Below are 15,090 nucleotides of genomic sequence, written 5' to 3' on the forward strand. Positions count from 1 at the left end.
TGCGAAGTGGCGGTGCGGGGCAACCGTATTGGCGATTCGGTCCTCCGGCGTCAGGCGGCGGGCCGGGCGGCCTCCATGCTGGCGAGGCGGGCGGCGCGGAGGCGGCCGGCGAGGTCGCGGGTGGGGCCGCCGCGCAGCAGCAGGACGAGCCAGGGGTCTTCGTCCATTCTGGCGGCGCTGACCAGGGAGACGGCCATGATGTGGGAGCAGACTTCGCGGTTGTCGTCGCAGTCGCAGGAGGTGGTGATCCGGTTGTACGGCTCGGCGACGTACTTCTTCGGCAGCAGGCGCATCCCGGCCTCGGCGAGGACGTCGTCGATGCGTTTGGGCAGCCGTCCGGCGAGCAGTCCGGCCACGCAGGAGGGCGAGAGCGCCAGGGCGGTCATGCCGCGGGTCCAGGCGGCGCCGTCGTAGACCGGGATGCGGATGGCGGCCCGGTAGGTGCCGGCGGCGTCGGCGACGGTCCCGGAGACGACGCCGGGTTCGATGGCGAGATCCTGGACGGCGCCGTGGCCGGCGAGGGTGCGGCCCTTGACGATGCGCGGGTCGGGGTAGCCGAGGCCGATGGTCTCGAGCGCGCGCCACCATTTGCGGCCCCACCAGGTCCTGCCGTACGGGTCGCTCATCAGTAGTGGCCTCCCTCGTCGAGTTCGATCAGTTTGCGCAGCTGGGAGTCGTCGAGTTCGCCGAGCCAGTCCTCGCCGGTGCCGACGACGGCTTCGGCGATGGCGCGTTTGCGGGCCAGCAGTTCGTCGACGCGTTCTTCGAGAGTGCCGGCGGTGACGAGTTTGTGGACGTGGACGGTCTGGGTCTGGCCGATGCGGTGCGCCCGGTCGGTGGCCTGGTCTTCGACGGCGGGGTTCCACCACCGGTCGTAGTGGACGACGTGGGAGGCGCCGGTGAGGTTGAGGCCGGTGCCGCCGGCGCGCAGGGAGATGAGGAGGATGGCCGGTCCTTCGGTGGTCTGGAACTGGTCGACGAGGCGGTCGCGGGCGGCCTGGTCGAGACCGCCGTGGAGGAACGGCGCCTCGACGCCGGTCTCGGCGGCCAGGTGGGCCGACAGCAGCTCGCCCATCTGGCGGTACTGGGTGAAGACGAGGGCTTTGTCGCCTTCGTCGACCACTTCGGTGAGCATCTCGGTGACGCGGTCGAGTTTGCCGGAGCGTTCGGCCAGTTCGCCGTCGCCGATGCCGACGGCCTGGGCGGGGTGGTTGCAGACCTGCTTGAGTCTGGTGAGGAGTTTGAGGACGCGGCCGCGGCGGGTGATGCCGTCGCCGAGGCCCTCGTCGAAGGCCTCGCGGATGGCCTCTTTGTAGAGTCCGGCCTGTTCGTCGGTCATGGTGCAGGCGACGGTGGACTCGATCTTGGGCGGCAGGTCGGCGGCGACCTCCTCTTTGAGGCGGCGCAGGACGACCGGGTCGATGCGGGAGCGCAGGAGCGCGGCGGTCTCGGGGTCGCGGCCGATCTCGATGGGGTCGGCGAAGCGGCGTTTGAAGTCGGCTTGGCCGCCGAGGAGGCCGGGGTTGACGAACTCGGAGATCGACCACAGTTCGGCGAGGTGGTTCTCCACCGGGGTGCCGGTGAGGGCCACGCGGACGCGTCCGGTGAGGTCGCGGACGGCGCCGGCGGTTCGGGAGCGGTGGTTCTTGATGGCCTGGGCCTCGTCGATGACGATGGTGTCGAAGGCGATCGAGCGCATGAGTTTGATGTCGCGCAGCGCGATCGAGTACGAGGTGACGACGACGTCGGTTTCGAGGAAGACCTCGGCGCTCTTGGCGCGGGAGGGGCCGTGGTGGAGGTGCACGGTCAGTTGGGGGGCGAAGCGGGCGATCTCCCGCTGCCAGTTGCCGACCAGGGAGGTGGGGCAGACGACCAGGTGGGGGGCGGCTCCGGCGCGGCGCACGAGCAGGCCGATGGATTGGAGGGTCTTGCCCAGGCCCATGTCGTCGGCGAGGATGACCCCGGCGCCGCCTTCGGCGGCGGCTTCGAGCCAGGCGATGCCGTGGGACTGGTAGCGGCGCAGGTCGGCGTTGACGCGGACGTCGCCGGGGTCGGTGTGCTGGGCGGTGATGAGCCGCAGGTTCAGGCCGGAGTCGGAGCGCTGGAGTTCGGTGTAGGACTCGACGAAGGCGGCGACGGTGGCCTCCGGGGTCCAGATGTGGCCCTCGGAGTGGACGGCGGCGTGGCCTTCGGGGGGCAGTTCGGCGGCGATGCGGTCGAGGTCGTCGAATTTGTCGTCGTCGACCGCGCCGGCGACGCGGGCCCAGACGGCGACCGATTCGGTGATGTCGGGTCGGGAGGCGACGCGGGCGAGGGCGGTGATGACCGGGCGGACCGGTAGGGCGATGCCGTCGACGCTCTGGAGGCTTCCGTCGAGGTAGAGATCGGTGCTGACCGGGTCGCCGGGCGGCAGGCCGAGTTCGCTCGCGGCCGCCTCGGGGTGTTCGGAGCCGTAGAGGAGCAGCCGACCGTCGGCCGGTGAGGCGTGGTCGGGGACGAAGGTGGCGTGCAGTTGGCTGGGTGGCACCGAGGCTCCTACTGGTTCACGGTCGCGTCGACGCCTGGGAGCCGTGTGTCGGCACCTCGGCGACGCCTGCGGAGCCGCAAGCGGGCTAGGCAGACGAGCCATTTTGCCACAGGTCGACTCGCGATCCCAAACTCTCTCGGGCGCTTTGCGCCGCTTTGGGGCTTTGGTCACCAAGCGGGGCGGGTCGGCCGTGACGTGGCCGGCCCGCCCCGCGGCGGTGTGTCGCCTCGCTCGTCAGGCGCCGCCGGCGGGCTCGAGGAGCCACTGCTGGTCGGCGCTGCCGGTGGCCACGTCCTGGCTGATGCGCGAACCGGGTTCGGTGGCGCCGTCCCAGACGGTCATCGAGAGCGCGGAGAACCGGTTGAGCAGGGTGATCGCGCCGGACGAGGCCTGACCGACCTGCCACTGCTGGTTGACGCCGTTGAGGTCGTCCCACTGGGCGATGGTCGCCCCGGGCTGGTCGTTCCATTCCCAGATGTCGAGGGCCAGGCCGGAGTTGCGGTTCACCAGCCGGTAGAAGCCGTTGTCGGAGTAGACGAACTGCCACTGCTGGTGGGCCTCGCCGGTCGGCTCCTGCTGCACGAGGCGGGCGCCGCCGGCGGTGGAGGCGTCCTCGATGCCGAGGACCAGCCCGGAGTGGGCGCTGGTGATCTCGTACCAGGTTCCGGTGTCGACGGCCGGGCTCGGCTCGCCGCCGCCGGACGGGCCGGAGAGGACGGGCCAGCCGCGTTTCCACTCGACGCGTTCGATGCCGAAGGCGAAGCCGCCGGCCTGGTCGTAGGAGTGGTAGGCGATCAGGCCGTTGTCGAGGCTCTGGCCGCCGGTCGCGACGTTGGTCCCGTGCTCTTTGAGGATCACGGTGCCGCCGCCGTCGCGCATGTCGACGCCGTCCTTGTCGAGGAACGGGCCGGTCGGCGAGGTGGAGCGTCCGACGGCGATCTCGTAGGTCGAGTCGGCGCCGGCGCAGCAGACGCCGAGGGAGACGAACAGGTAGTAGTGCTTGCCGTGGCGGACGATGGTCGGGCCCTCGATCCCGTCGCCGCCCTGGCCGGCGATGTGGACCGGCTCGGCGCCTTCGGCGACCTTGCCGGAGGGCCAGTCGAGCTCGGTCACGTAGATGCCGGTCCACCAGGATCCGAAGACCATGTGGTGGGTGCCGCGGCGGTCGACCACGATCTCAGGGTCGATGGCGTTGTACGGGTCGCCTTCGAACGATGCGAAGACCTGGCCGTGGTCGACCCATTCGTAGTCGGGGTCGGACGGGTCCAGCGTGGTGTTGGTGGCCAGGCCGATGAGCGAGCGCTGGGAGCCGAACGTCGAGGCCGAGTAGTACACGTAGTAGGTGCCGGTCCGGCGGTCGAGGTGGACGGCGGGGGCCCAGAGGTTGTCGACGCCGGGGATGGCCTCCACGATCCAGTCGGGCTTGGTGTCGAAGACGCTGCCGACGGTGCGCCAGGACTGGCCGCCGTCGAGCGACTGGCGGATGGGGACGGTGCCGTCGTTGTAGCCGCCCCAGCCGGTCGCCAGCACGTACCAGGGCTCGCCTTCGCAGCCGGCGACGAGGGCCGGGTCGTGGGAGCCGAGTTCGCCGAGCATGGGCCCGGCGGGGGCCTCGGGGGTCTCGCAGTCGCCGGGCGCCTCCTGGTCGGCCAGAGCGCTCGGGGCGGCGGCCCACAGCGCTCCGGCGACGGCCAGCGCCAGGGCGGCGCCGAGCCGGGAGCGGGTCGAGGGACGCGCGCGATCGCGGCGTCCGGTGAGGGATCTCATGTCACTCCACAGTGGTTCGGTTTGGGGCCTATCAGGGGATAGGTGTTCGGTCCGGAGGATGTTAACGGTAAATTCGAGTGGTGTCAATGCATCGATTCACCCGAGGGCGCCGCTATTGGAGGGACATCATCGCGGCGGTGCAGCGCATCGACAGCTCGACCTCCACCAGGCCGCGGAACAGCCGGTAGTCCTCTTCGATCTGCTCGTCGTCCCCGGGGTCGGTGTAGCGCACCAGTTCCTCGGCCCTCGCCGCGAACGAATAGGTCATCTCCGCGAGCTCCGGATCGACGATCTCGGCGGCCATGATGTCGATCTGATCGACGACCTGGTCGACGTTCGCGTGGTCGAGTTCGCCCATGAGGTCGAGGGCCTCCCAGGAGCGCTGGCAGTCGGCTACGTACTGCTCGGCGTCCTGCTCGTACTGGTCGCGTTCGGGGTCGGTGGCGTAGTCGGGCCCGGCGAGGCACTGCGCCAGCAGCCACAGGAGACACAGGACCCCGATCGTCCACGCGAAGATCTTGGCCAGCTGCACACCGGTCATCGATCTCACCTTCGGCCTGAGTTCGGAGCCGCGGACAGGAGCTGCGGGCGGCGGGCCCGCGTACGAGTCTAACGCGGACACGGGCCGACGCCGGTTGGCAAGCGTTATCCCAAACCGGTACGCTAGGGATCCCACCGAGAGGAGCGCAAGTGGAAGTCCTCTGTCTCGGCGAGTCGATGATCGTGCTCGCCCCCGCGCCCGGCACGACACTGCGCCGCGCCCGCGACATGCGCGCCGGCATCGCCGGCGCCGAATCCAACGTCGCCATCAGCCTCGCCCTGCTCGGCGCCCGGACGGCCTGGCACGGCAAGGTCGGCGACGACCCGTTCGGACACCGCATCCTCGACGCCCTGCGCGAAGCCGGCGTCGACTGCGAAGGCGTCCAGACCGACCCCGGTGGCCGCACCGGCGTCTACTTCAAAGACCCCGCCCCCGGAGGCGGCACCGCCGTCCACTACTACCGCGCCGGATCGGCGGCCTCCGCCATGTGCCCCGGCCACCTGGACGGCGTGCAGACCCCCCGGATCCTCCACCTGACGGGCATCACCCCGGCGCTGTCCGACACCTGCGACCAGCTCGTCGACGAGCTCATCGTCGACCGCCCCCTCGAAGGGGCCGAAGTCAGCTTCGACGTCAACTACCGACCCGCGCTGTGGCCGGTCGAGCGGGCCGCACCCCGGCTCGCCGAGCTGGCCGACGCCGCCGACATCGTCTTCGTCGGCCTCGACGAGGCCGAGACGCTGTGGGGCTGCGCGACCGCCGACGACGTGCGGACCCGGATCCCGAAGGCCGCGACGCTCGTGGTCAAGGACGGCGGCGACGGCGTCACCTGCTACACCGGCGACGAACGCCACTACTCCCCCGCCGAAACGGTCGACATCGTCGAACCGGTCGGCGCCGGCGACGCCTTCGCCGCCGGATTCCTCTACGGCCGGCTCCGCGGCGCCGCGCCCGAAGCCTGCCTGCGGCTGGGCCACCGCCTCGCCGCCGGGGCCCTGCAGACCAGCGGCGACCTCGCCGCTCCGCCCGCACCGGCGACCGTCGCATCCATACTGGAGCTATGACCATGAGCAGCACCGACTTCGACGAACTCTTCGACGGACAGGCCGTCATGGCGATCCTGCGGGGACTGCCGCCGGCCGACACCGTCGCCATGGCCGAGACCGCCTGGGACGGCGGCGTCGGCCTGGTGGAGGTGCCGATCGGACGGCCGGGCCAGGAGCGGGCGCTCGCCGCGGCCGTCGAGGCCGGCGCGAAGCGCGGACAGGCCGTCGGCGCCGGCACCGTCGTCTCCCCCGGCCACGTCGACCGGGCCAGGAAGGCCGGAGCGGCCTACACCGTCGCCCCCGGACTCGACCCGGACGTGCTGGAGGCCTCGCGCAGCGCCGGCATCCCGCACCTGCCGGGGATCGCCACCGCCTCCGAGCTGCAGCACGCCATGCGACTGGGATGCCGCTGGGTGAAGGTCTTCCCGGCCTCGGCGCTCGGACCCGGATGGTTCAAGGCCATGGCCGGCCCGTTCCCCGAAGCGCGGTTCGTGGCCACCGGCGGCGTGGGCGTCGACGAGGTAGGAACGTACCGGAAGGCGGGGGCCTCGGTCGTCGGCATCGGCTCGGCGCTGGCGAACCCGGAGTCGCTGGCGGCGCTGGCCGATCTGCTCGACGGTGACTAGAGCGTTCCCGGCAGGGACCGACCCGCTCGACTGCGCTTGGCGGGGCCCCAGCGGGGCCCGAACCGCTCAACGGCGCTCAGAGCGGTCCCAGCAGAGAAATCAGTGGATAGCCGTCGATCCGGTCTCGGCCGGAGAGCGCCTTGATCTCCAGCAGGGCCGCGCAAGCGGCGACCTCGCCGCCAAGGCTCTCCACGAGGCGGATCCCGGCGGCCATGGACTCGCCGGTCGCGATGACGTCGTCGACCAGCAGCACCCGGTCGCCGGGCGCGACCGCGTCGGCGTGCATCTCCACGTGCACCTCGGCGTACTCGCCTCGGTAGGACTCGGCGGCGGCCGTGCGCGGGAGCTTCCCGGCCTTGCGGATCGGGAGCAGCGGCTTGGCGGTGCGGTCGGCCAGCGGCGCGGCCCACAGGAAGCCGCGGGCGTCGAAGGCGGCGATCGCGTCGAACGGGTGGGCCTCGGTGGCCGCCTCGAGCTGGTCGATCGAGGCGCGGAACGCCTCCGGTGAGGCCAGCAGCGGCGTGATGTCGCGGAACCCGACGCCCGGCTCGGGGAAGTCGGGGACCAAGGGCACGTATTCGGTCAAGTCCACTCGGCAAGCCTATCGGGTACTCGACGGCTCGAGCCCCCGGCCGAGGACGGCCGGGGGCTCGACGCGGTCGGTCGGTCCTCCGTGGGTAAGCCTTTCAGGCCGCTCTGGGTCACCCCTTGGACCAGGTAGCGCTGGAGGAACAGGAACACGAAGATCAGCGGGAGGATGCCGACCGCCGCGGCCGCGAACAGCTGCGGCAGGTTGATGTTCTGAGCGGTCAGGAAGGTCGACAGGGCGACCTGCACCGTCCACGAGTCGGGGCTCCTGCCGATCACCAGCGGCCACAGGAACGAGTTCCACGAGGTCACGAACGTGATCACGCCGATCGCCGCCAGGAACCCCTTGGAGTTGGGGATGACGATGCGCCAGAACGCGCCCCAGTAGCCGAGCCCGTCGACCCGCGCGGCCTCCTCCAGCTCCCGGGGGAAGCCGAGGAAGTACTGGCGGCACAGGAACGCCACGAAGCCGTTGAACAGAGTCGGGATGATCAGCCCTCGCAGGTCCGAGACCCAGCCGAGGCTGGAGACCATCACGAAGCTGGGCACGAAGGTGATCGCGCTGGGGATCATCAGCGTGGCCAGGATCGCGTAGAACACGTGGTTGGCGAACCGGTTGGGGATGCGCGCGAGTCCGTACCCGGCGGTGGTGCACAGGAACAGGGTGCCGGCGGTGGTGAGCACGCCGACCACCGTGGAGTTCCACAGGCTCCTCGCCATCGGCACCATCGGGTTGTCGAACAGATCGCCGAGGTTCGACCACTGCGGAGAGGAGGGGAACCACAGCCATTCGGGAGCCGTGATCTCCTGGGTGGTGGCCAGCGCGTTGCGCACGATCAGATAGAACGGGATCAGGAAGATCACCGCGAGCGCCATCAGGGCGACGAAGGTGAGCACTCGCGAGGCTCGCGAGCCGACCCCGGGGGTGTACCCGACCGGTTTGGAGCGGGGCTTGGTGTCCAGCATCTAGCTCACCGTCCTTCCGATTTGCCGAAGCCGAGGAACTTGCCCTGCAGCAGGGTCACTATCGCTATCAGGAGTGCCAGCAGCAGCGCTCCGGCCGATCCCTTGCCGAGGTCCTGGCCGGTGCCGAGCGCGGTGTTGAACAGGTAGATCAGCGGAGTGCGCGCATACGGCACGTTGCCGTTGTTGGGCAGCAGGTTGTAGAACTCGTCGAACGCCTGGTAGGCCTGGATGACGATGAGCATCAGCACCGCCACCGAGGTCGCGCGCAGTTGCGGGAGCGTGATGTGCCAGAACGTCTGCGGGCCGGGCTTGGCGCCGTCGACGTAAGCGGCCTCGTAGAGCTGCTCGGGGATCTGCTGGAGCGCGGCGATGAAGAGGATCATGTAGAAGCCGCACTGGATCCACAGTCGCAAGGAGACGATGACCAGCCAGAACCAGGGCGGGTCGTTGCCGTTGAGCCAGGCGATCTGGTCGATGCCCAGGGTGTCCAGGACGGTGTTCATCAGCCCGAACCGCACGCCGTTGAAGATCGACATCTTCCACACCAGCGAGGCCACCACGTAGGAGCAGGCGAAGGGGAGGAAGAACACCGACCGGAAGAAGGCCCGCATGATGCGGACCCGGTTGACCGCCATCGCCAGTCCGAGGGAGGAGGCGAAGGTCAGCGGCACCACGAAGAGGGCGAAGACGGTGAAGGTGATGAGGCTGCGGCGGAAGTTCTCGTCGGCGAGCATCGTGACGTAGTTGTCGAGCCCGACGAAGTCCTCCGCAGCCGGTGAGACGGTGTTGCGGGCGTCGAACAGGGACAGGTAGGCCGACCATCCCACGGGGATGTAGGTGAAGACCAGCAGGCCGATCAGGAACGGGCCTACGAAGTACCAGAAGGCGAGGTTGCGGCCGCCGAACCGCCGGCGGCGGGGGCGCCAGGGCGCCCCCGCTGCCGGCGATGCCGGTTCGGCCGTCTTTTCGGTGACGGCCACGCGGCTCTCCTTATCCGAAGATGCCATCGAGTTCGGTGTTGACCGTCTCGACGGCCTTCGCGAGCTCGTCCTCGGGGTCGTTGCCCTCGATGACGATGTTGCTCATCATGTCGTTGACCGCGGTGTTCATCGTGGGGGTCCAGTCGGGGTTCTCGGCCCAGCCGTACTCCTCGGACATGGCCACGACCTCCGCGGACGGGCCGGTGGTGAGTTCGTCGGCTTTGGCCCGCAGCGACTTCCGCGACGGGATGTGGAAGCCGTAGCTCAGGCACCAGTCGAGGATGTTCTCCTCGTGGTCGACCCACAGCCACTTCGTGAAGGCCTTGGCCTCCTCCACGTGGGGGCTGTTGGCGTTGACGAAGGCCGACCAGCCGCCGTTGAAGACCGTCGGCGAGCCGTCGACGAAGCCCGGGCAGGGGAAGACGCCGATGTCGTCGCCGAGGTTCTCCAGCAGCACCGGCATGGTCCACAGTCCGGTCCAGGACATCGCGCACAGCCCCTGGCTCATCGAGGACGGGTCCCACCAGGCGGTGGGCGCGCCCAGCAGCAGCGCGTCGGTCTCGCTGAGGCGGCGGACGGCCGCGGCGCCCTCGGCCATGCGGGGGTCGTCGAAGCCGGCCTGCATGTCGTCGCCGATGAAGGACAGGCCGAGGCTGTGGATCATGTGCTGGCCGAGGCGGTCGGCGCCCTGGGCCTCACCGAAGTCGATGCCCTTGACGTCGTTGGTGGTCAGTTCGACGGCGATGTCGACCAGCTCGTCGAAGGTGGTGGGCGGCGCGGTGATGCCGGCGGCCTCGAACATGCTGGGCCGGTAGACGATGTACTGCGGATCGTCGATCATCCGGATGCCGTAGACCTTGCCGTCGATGGTGTTGCGGGCCAGGTCTCCCTCGGGGATGTCATCGATCACATCGGCGATGATGTCGTCCAGTGGCTCGACCTGGCCGGCCTCGACCATCGCGCGGTTGAGGTGGCTCTCGAACACGTCGGGGGCGTCGTCGGTCAGCAGGGCCGAGGACAGCGCCGCGTCGTAGTCGCCCGGGATCCATTCGACGTTGACCGTCGCCTCGGTGTATCCCTCGGCGTACCGGATGGCCGCTTCCTGCGTGCCGGCCTCGCCGTACTCGTGGTACCACTGCGCCAGCGTCACGCCGTCGCCGTCGCCACCGTCGTCGCGTCCGGTGTTGCCGCCGCAGGCGGCCAGCGCCCCGGCTCCGGCGGTCATCCCGCCGAGGGCGAGCATGCGCCGCCGGTTCATCGCGGCGCGCGCCAGCGGGTTCGTGAATGGGCTGTTGCCTGAAGCAACCATGTCCTGCTCCTCGCTACTTTGAGAGGTCGGAAGGGCTCTCGAGGGGCCCCCGGATCCGAGTGGATGCCGCTGCGGAGAGTTGCCTTCCGTCGTTTCGTGTTCAGTCTTGCGTGACGGAACTCCCTTTGTCAATGGGTTGAATTAAGGTTTCTCGCCAGACGCGCTCCCACGCGCCCGTCAGGCGGCGGACTCATCGACGCGAACGGGCGCCCACCGTGTTGATCCGGCTCAGATGGCCCTCCAGGGCGAGCGCGGCCGCCCCGAGGTTCACCATGTTCCGGCGCTGCATGTCACGCTTGAGCTCGAGGACTCTGAGCGGCTCCTCCAGGACCCGGGCCGGCAGGCGCCGCTCCAGTTCGGGCAGGAGCGCCTCGCCGAGAGTGGTCGCGACCCAGCCGGTGATCACCACCAGCTCGGGGTTGATCAGGTTCACCAGGTTCGCCATGCCGAGCGCCAGCTCGTCGGCGACGGCCGCGACGGCGCGGACGGCGGCCTCGTCCCCGGACCGCCAGGCATCGGCCAGCGCCTCCATCGTCCGCTCCTGGGACTCCAGCTCCACCGGCCCGCCGGCGAACTCCGCCCAGGTCCGAAAGATCGCCGGGGCCCCGACGTAGGCTTCGACGCAGCCGTCCCGGCCGCAGCGGCACCGCCGCCCGTCGGGGTGGATGGTGGTGTGCCCCCACTCCCCCGCCGAGTTGGTCGCGCCGCGGTAGAGCTTGCCGTCCAGCGCCAGGCCCACGCCGACGCCGGTGCCCAGGACCACCACGGCGAAACGGTCGACGCCGCGGCCGTCGCCGAACCACAGCTCGCCCACGGCGGCGGTCTTCAGGGAGTTGTCGAGGTAGACCGGGACCTCGGGCCGGAGCAGTTCGTGCAGCAGATCCTTGAAGGCGACGTCGTGCCAGTCCCAGTTCGGGGCGAAGACCGAGACGCCGCCGGCCACGTCGACCTGGCCCGGCAGGCTCAGGCCGATGCCGATGACCTCGCGGTCGCCGAAGTTCTCGCGGACGGCCTCCATCCCGGACACGATGTGGGCGATGACCTGTTTGGGCGTGTTCTCGTCCGGTTCGAGGCGCTCTTCGAGGCGGACCAGCAGTGTCAGGGCCAGGTCGTAGACTTCGAACTTCGCGTAGGTGGTGGCGACGTCGATGCCGATGAGGATGCCGCCGGAGGTGTTGGGGGCCAGCAGGGCCCGGGGGCGGCCGCCTCCGGAGTCCTCGCGTCCGACCTCGACGACGACGCCGAGCTCGATGAGGTCGGTCACCAGGTTGGAGACGGTGGCGACGCTCAGGTCGGTCTCGCGGGCCAGCAACTGCCGGGAGGTCGGATTGTCCGCTATGAGGTGCCTGAGCACCGAGAAGCAGTTGCGAATGCGGATATCGCGCGAGGTCGACTTCATGAGAGGAAGCGTACGTCGGACGCGCCCCTTTGTAAATGGGTTAGATGAAGGCACGCGCTCGCCGAACGGCTCCCGAATCCGAGATCCGGGCGTTTCAGATGAGGCGATTGGACGATACCCGCTCGCGGCTATGCTCGCGGCATGGAACAACGGATACTCGGCAGAACCCGCACCCCCGTCGGCGTCGTCGGCTTCGGGGCCTGGCAGATCGGCGCGGCCTGGGGCGAGGTGTCGGACGAGGACGCCGACGCCGCCCTCGAGGCGGCGATCGGGGCGGGAGTGAACTTCTTCGACACCGCCGACGTCTACGGCGACGGCCGCTCCGAGCGCTTCATCGGCGAGCTGCTCGAGCGCCACGAGGGCCTGACCGTGGCCACCAAGATGGGGCGCCGCGCGGCGCAGGACCCGGAGAACTACAACCCGGACAACTTCCGGACCTGGAACGACGACTCCCGCTCGAACCTCGGCGTCGACACCGTCGACCTGGTGCAGCTGCACTGCCCGCCGACGCCCGTCCTCCACTCCGACGCGGTCTTCGACGCGCTCGACCGGATGGTCGAACAGGGCCGGATGCGGGCCTACGGGGTGAGCGTGGAGACCTGCGACCAGGCCCTCGCCGCGATCGAGCGGCCGAACGTGGCCACGGTGCAGATCATCCTCAACCCGTTCCGGCAGAAGCCGCTCGACGCGGTCCTGCCCGCCGCCGAGAAGGCCGGTGTCGGCATCATCGCGCGGGTCCCGCTGGCGTCGGGGCTGCTGTCGGGCAAGTACACCGCCGAGACCGCGTTCTCCGAGGACGACCACCGGAGTTTCAACCGGCGGGGCGAGGCCTTCGACGTCGGCGAGACGTTCGCGGGCGTGGACTTCGAGACCGGGCTGGCCGCTGTGGAGCGGTTGCGCCCGCTGGTGCCCGAGGGCATGACCATGGCGCAGTTCGCGCTGCGCTGGATTCTCGACCAGCGCGGGGTTTCGGTGGTCATTCCGGGCGCCCGCAACGCCTCCCAGGCCGAGGCGAACGCCGCGGCGGCGGACTTCGCTCCCTTGTCGAGCGAGGTGCACGCCGAGGTCGCGGCCGTCTACGACGAGTTCATCCGGCCGCAGGTACACGACCGCTGGTAGGTCCCGTGCGGGGCCGCGGACGTCGGCACGGGTCAAATCGGGCGCCCGGACCCGCCGGGACCAGTCGCATGTTTCAATGCCGGTATGGCCCTATCGATCATCAGCGGCGACATCACCCAGCAGCGCGTCGACGCGATCGTCAACGCCGCCAATTCGTCTCTGATGGGCGGCGGAGGCGTGGACGGGGCGATCCACCGCCGCGGCGGCCCGGCGATCCTCGAGGAGTGCCGGCAGTTGCGCTCCTCGCAGTTCCCCGACGGGCTCCCGACCGGGCAGGCCGTGGCCACGACCGCCGGAAAGCTCCCGGCGCGCTGGGTGATCCACACCGTCGGACCGGTCTACTCGGCCGGGGAGGACCGCTCGGAGGAGCTGGCGTCCTGCTACCGCGAATCGCTGCGGGTGGCCGACAACCTGGGGGCGGACTCGATCGCGTTCCCGGCGGTGTCGGCCGGGGTCTACGGGTGGCCGGCCGATTCGGCCGCCCGGATCGCCATCGACACGGTGACCTCGGCCGACACCGCCGTAGTGAACATTCGCTTCGTGCTGATGGACCCCGAGGTCCTGGCCGCCTTCGAGAACTACGAGCCGAGGGAGTGAGCGGCCGGTGTCGGACCCGGCCGCTATCGTCGGGCGCACCGACACCGACCGAAGGGGCAAGCATGAAACGACTGGACGCGGCGGCATTCGCCGCCGCGGAGCGGTACCTGGTCCGCAGCGCGAGGATCATCGAGCGGCGCCGCTACGAGCACCTCTTCTACGGAGCCGATCCCGGTCCGGTGCGCGACGCGCTCCGCGCCTATCGGACCGACGACGGCGGCTTCGGGCACGCGCTCGAACCGGACTTGCGCGGGGCGGCGGCACAGCCGCAGCAGATCGAGATCGCCTTCTGGATCCTCGATGAGATCGGGGGCTTCGACGACCCGATGGTGCGCCCGGCCTGCGACTGGCTCGTGACGCACACGACCGAGGAGGGCGGGGTGCCGTGGGTCCTGGCGAACGTGGTCGAGAGCGAGCGCGCACCGTGGTGGCAGCCGCAGGGGGAGAGCGTCGCCGCGCCGCCGGCCGCGCTCAACCCGACCGCCCCGATCGCCGGACTGCTGCACCGGCACGGCGTCGAGCATCCGTGGCTGGAACGCGCGACCGAGTTCTGCTGGAAGCAGATAGCCGGGATGACCGAGATCGGCGCCTATGACGCGCTCTGCCTCCTGGCGTTCCTGGAACGGGTCCCCGACCGCGAGCGAGCCGAAGCGGAACTGGTGCGCCTCGGCGATTCGCTGCGGGCGGCCGCCGCGATCGACCCGCATGCGCCCGGCCACGTCCACTCGCCGCTCGATCTGGCGCCGGACCCGGGCTCGGCGGCTCGGCGGCTGTTCACCGACGCCGAGATCGATCTGCACTTGGACGCGCTCGTGGACGCTCAGCGGCATGACGGCGCCTGGGGGCCGAACTTCGAGATGTGGACGCCCGCGGTCGCGCACGAATGGGGCGGCTATCTGACCTTGGCGCGGCTCAAGACGCTGCGGGCGTACGGCAGGATCGCCTAGGCCGGTTTGCGGGCGGTCCCCACCACGTGCGGGCTGAGCGACAGCGGGAACGGCATCCCGGGGACCCGCCCGACTTCGAGGCCGCCGGTGTCGAAACCGGCGCCCTCGATGGCCGCTTCGGTGTCGCGGGCCAGGTGGCAGCCGCCGAACAGGTGGGACCACAGGACCGTGTCGAAGACCCGCTCGGCGAGTCGGACGCGGCTGCTCGAGGCGCCCACGTGCTCGAAGCACCGCAGCTGACCGCCCGGCTTGAGGACTCTCGCGACCTCGGCCAGCGCTCGGGCCTGGTCGTCGACCGAGCAGAGCACCAGCGTGGCGACCGCGGTGTCGAATTCGGCGTCGGCCGACGGGAGCGCTTCGGCGGTGGCGTCCAGGACGGTCGCCGGCAGCCCGAGGTCGCGGGCGCGGTCGCCAGCCAGGCGGCGCATGTGCGGCTCCGGTTCGACGGCGACGACCTCGTCGGCCCGGCCTACGTAGTGCGGGAAGTTGGCGCCGTGGCCGCAGCCGATCTCGAGGACGCGCCCGTGCACGCCGGAAAGGAGCGAGTCGCGCTGGCGGTCGAACCCGCCTTCGTCCATGGATTCCGATACGCGGGGGTAGAGCCGGGCGAAGAGTCGGTGCCGTCGGTGGCCCATGCGCCTATTGTCCCTCGTCGCCTCGCGTCGCGTTCGAGTTCGG

Annotated in this window: 15 protein-coding genes; 5 read left to right on the forward strand and 10 right to left on the reverse strand. The window is 70.3% G+C overall.

Translation table 11 applies throughout. The annotated features are described in order from the left end of the window. Positions 1-50 precede the first annotated feature (50 nt). The 4 genes from ACYVL2_RS14580 to ACYVL2_RS14595 form a co-directional block, all read right to left on the reverse strand. Positions 51-626 (reverse strand): SWIM zinc finger family protein, encoded by a 576-nt coding sequence (locus ACYVL2_RS14580; RefSeq protein WP_460544548.1) that lies wholly within the window; start codon positions 624-626, stop codon positions 51-53. Then, a complete protein-coding gene (locus tag ACYVL2_RS14585) occupies positions 626-2,527 on the reverse strand; it encodes a DEAD/DEAH box helicase (protein ID WP_460544550.1) in 1,902 nt (633 codons plus the stop codon). Before ACYVL2_RS14585 ends, ACYVL2_RS14580 begins: the two co-directional genes overlap by 1 nt. 234 nt (positions 2,528-2,761) lie before the next feature. Then, the gene (locus ACYVL2_RS14590) at positions 2,762-4,294 is read right to left on the reverse strand and encodes a family 43 glycosylhydrolase (protein WP_460544553.1); all 1,533 of its coding nucleotides are present in this window, start codon (positions 4,292-4,294) and stop codon (positions 2,762-2,764) included. 112 nt (positions 4,295-4,406) lie between these two features. Further along, positions 4,407-4,835, reverse strand: a complete 429-nt coding sequence (locus ACYVL2_RS14595) for a hypothetical protein (RefSeq protein WP_460544555.1) — start codon at positions 4,833-4,835, stop codon at positions 4,407-4,409. Positions 4,836-4,984: 149 nt separating this feature from the next. On the opposite strand from ACYVL2_RS14595, the gene ACYVL2_RS14600 reads away from it, so the two are divergent. Continuing rightward, positions 4,985-5,899, forward strand: coding sequence for a sugar kinase (locus tag ACYVL2_RS14600; RefSeq protein ID WP_460544557.1), 915 nt, complete (start codon positions 4,985-4,987; stop codon positions 5,897-5,899). Between the two features lie 2 nt (positions 5,900-5,901). Next, on the forward strand, positions 5,902-6,507 hold the full coding sequence (locus ACYVL2_RS14605) for a bifunctional 4-hydroxy-2-oxoglutarate aldolase/2-dehydro-3-deoxy-phosphogluconate aldolase (protein WP_460544617.1): 606 nt from the start codon (positions 5,902-5,904) through the stop codon (positions 6,505-6,507). 76 nt (positions 6,508-6,583) lie between these two features. On the opposite strand, the gene ACYVL2_RS14610 is transcribed toward ACYVL2_RS14605, so the two are convergent. The 5 genes from ACYVL2_RS14610 to ACYVL2_RS14630 form a co-directional block, all read right to left on the reverse strand. Further along, entirely contained in the window at positions 6,584-7,099 is a 516-nt protein-coding gene (locus ACYVL2_RS14610; RefSeq protein ID WP_460544559.1) for a purine phosphoribosyltransferase family protein, read from the reverse strand. After that, positions 7,090-8,061 carry a carbohydrate ABC transporter permease gene (locus tag ACYVL2_RS14615; RefSeq protein WP_460544561.1) on the reverse strand — a complete coding sequence of 324 codons (972 nt, stop codon included), beginning with the start codon at positions 8,059-8,061 and terminating at the stop codon, positions 7,090-7,092. The genes ACYVL2_RS14610 and ACYVL2_RS14615 overlap by 10 nt, the downstream gene beginning before the upstream one ends. A 5-nt stretch (positions 8,062-8,066) precedes the next feature. Then, positions 8,067-9,068, reverse strand: a complete 1,002-nt coding sequence (locus ACYVL2_RS14620; RefSeq protein ID WP_460544563.1) for a carbohydrate ABC transporter permease — start codon at positions 9,066-9,068, stop codon at positions 8,067-8,069. After that, positions 9,052-10,350 (reverse strand): ABC transporter substrate-binding protein, encoded by a 1,299-nt coding sequence (locus tag ACYVL2_RS14625; protein WP_460544565.1) that lies wholly within the window; start codon positions 10,348-10,350, stop codon positions 9,052-9,054. The genes ACYVL2_RS14620 and ACYVL2_RS14625 overlap by 17 nt, the downstream gene beginning before the upstream one ends. A 190-nt stretch (positions 10,351-10,540) precedes the next feature. Beyond that, complete coding sequence (locus tag ACYVL2_RS14630; protein ID WP_460544567.1) at positions 10,541-11,749, reverse strand: ROK family transcriptional regulator; 1,209 nt, start codon at positions 11,747-11,749, stop codon at positions 10,541-10,543. Between the two features lie 141 nt (positions 11,750-11,890). Between ACYVL2_RS14630 and ACYVL2_RS14635 the strand changes: the two genes are divergently transcribed. The 3 genes from ACYVL2_RS14635 to ACYVL2_RS14645 all read left to right on the forward strand — a co-directional run bounded on the left by ACYVL2_RS14635 (position 11,891) and on the right by ACYVL2_RS14645 (position 14,412). After that, positions 11,891-12,868, forward strand: a complete 978-nt coding sequence (locus ACYVL2_RS14635; protein ID WP_460544569.1) for an aldo/keto reductase — start codon at positions 11,891-11,893, stop codon at positions 12,866-12,868. Positions 12,869-12,952: 84 nt separating this feature from the next. Beyond that, positions 12,953-13,465 (forward strand): macro domain-containing protein, encoded by a 513-nt coding sequence (locus ACYVL2_RS14640; RefSeq protein WP_460544571.1) that lies wholly within the window; start codon positions 12,953-12,955, stop codon positions 13,463-13,465. Between the two features lie 62 nt (positions 13,466-13,527). Then, positions 13,528-14,412 carry a hypothetical protein gene (locus ACYVL2_RS14645; protein WP_460544573.1) on the forward strand — a complete coding sequence of 295 codons (885 nt, stop codon included), beginning with the start codon at positions 13,528-13,530 and terminating at the stop codon, positions 14,410-14,412. On the opposite strand, the gene ACYVL2_RS14650 is transcribed toward ACYVL2_RS14645, so the two are convergent. Then, a complete protein-coding gene (locus tag ACYVL2_RS14650; protein WP_460544575.1) occupies positions 14,409-15,047 on the reverse strand; it encodes a class I SAM-dependent methyltransferase in 639 nt (212 codons plus the stop codon). The two genes, ACYVL2_RS14645 and ACYVL2_RS14650, sit on opposite strands and share 4 nt — an antisense overlap. Between the last annotated feature and the right edge of the window lie 43 nt (positions 15,048-15,090).

The sequence above is a fragment of the Glycomyces halotolerans genome (genome assembly GCF_054779575.1).

Bases quoted from the DNA above. Each gene is read 5' to 3' on its own strand.
- ACYVL2_RS14595 (WP_460544555.1), bottom strand. From the start codon at position 4,835: ATGACCGGTGTGCAGCTGGCCAAGATCTTCGCGTGGACGATCGGGGTC.
- ACYVL2_RS14645 (WP_460544573.1), top strand. From the start codon at position 13,528: ATGAAACGACTGGACGCGGCGGCATTCGCCGCCGCGGAGCGGTACCTG.
- ACYVL2_RS14635 (WP_460544569.1), top strand. From the start codon at position 11,891: ATGGAACAACGGATACTCGGCAGAACCCGCACCCCCGTCGGCGTCGTC.
- ACYVL2_RS14640 (WP_460544571.1), top strand. From the start codon at position 12,953: ATGGCCCTATCGATCATCAGCGGCGACATCACCCAGCAGCGCGTCGAC.
- ACYVL2_RS14630 (WP_460544567.1), bottom strand. From the start codon at position 11,749: ATGAAGTCGACCTCGCGCGATATCCGCATTCGCAACTGCTTCTCGGTG.
- ACYVL2_RS14620 (WP_460544563.1), bottom strand. From the start codon at position 9,068: ATGGCATCTTCGGATAAGGAGAGCCGCGTGGCCGTCACCGAAAAGACG.
- ACYVL2_RS14590 (WP_460544553.1), bottom strand. From the start codon at position 4,294: ATGAGATCCCTCACCGGACGCCGCGATCGCGCGCGTCCCTCGACCCGC.
- ACYVL2_RS14580 (WP_460544548.1), bottom strand. From the start codon at position 626: ATGAGCGACCCGTACGGCAGGACCTGGTGGGGCCGCAAATGGTGGCGC.
- ACYVL2_RS14615 (WP_460544561.1), bottom strand. From the start codon at position 8,061: ATGCTGGACACCAAGCCCCGCTCCAAACCGGTCGGGTACACCCCCGGG.
- ACYVL2_RS14650 (WP_460544575.1), bottom strand. From the start codon at position 15,047: ATGGGCCACCGACGGCACCGACTCTTCGCCCGGCTCTACCCCCGCGTA.
- ACYVL2_RS14605 (WP_460544617.1), top strand. From the start codon at position 5,902: ATGAGCAGCACCGACTTCGACGAACTCTTCGACGGACAGGCCGTCATG.
- ACYVL2_RS14625 (WP_460544565.1), bottom strand. From the start codon at position 10,350: ATGGTTGCTTCAGGCAACAGCCCATTCACGAACCCGCTGGCGCGCGCC.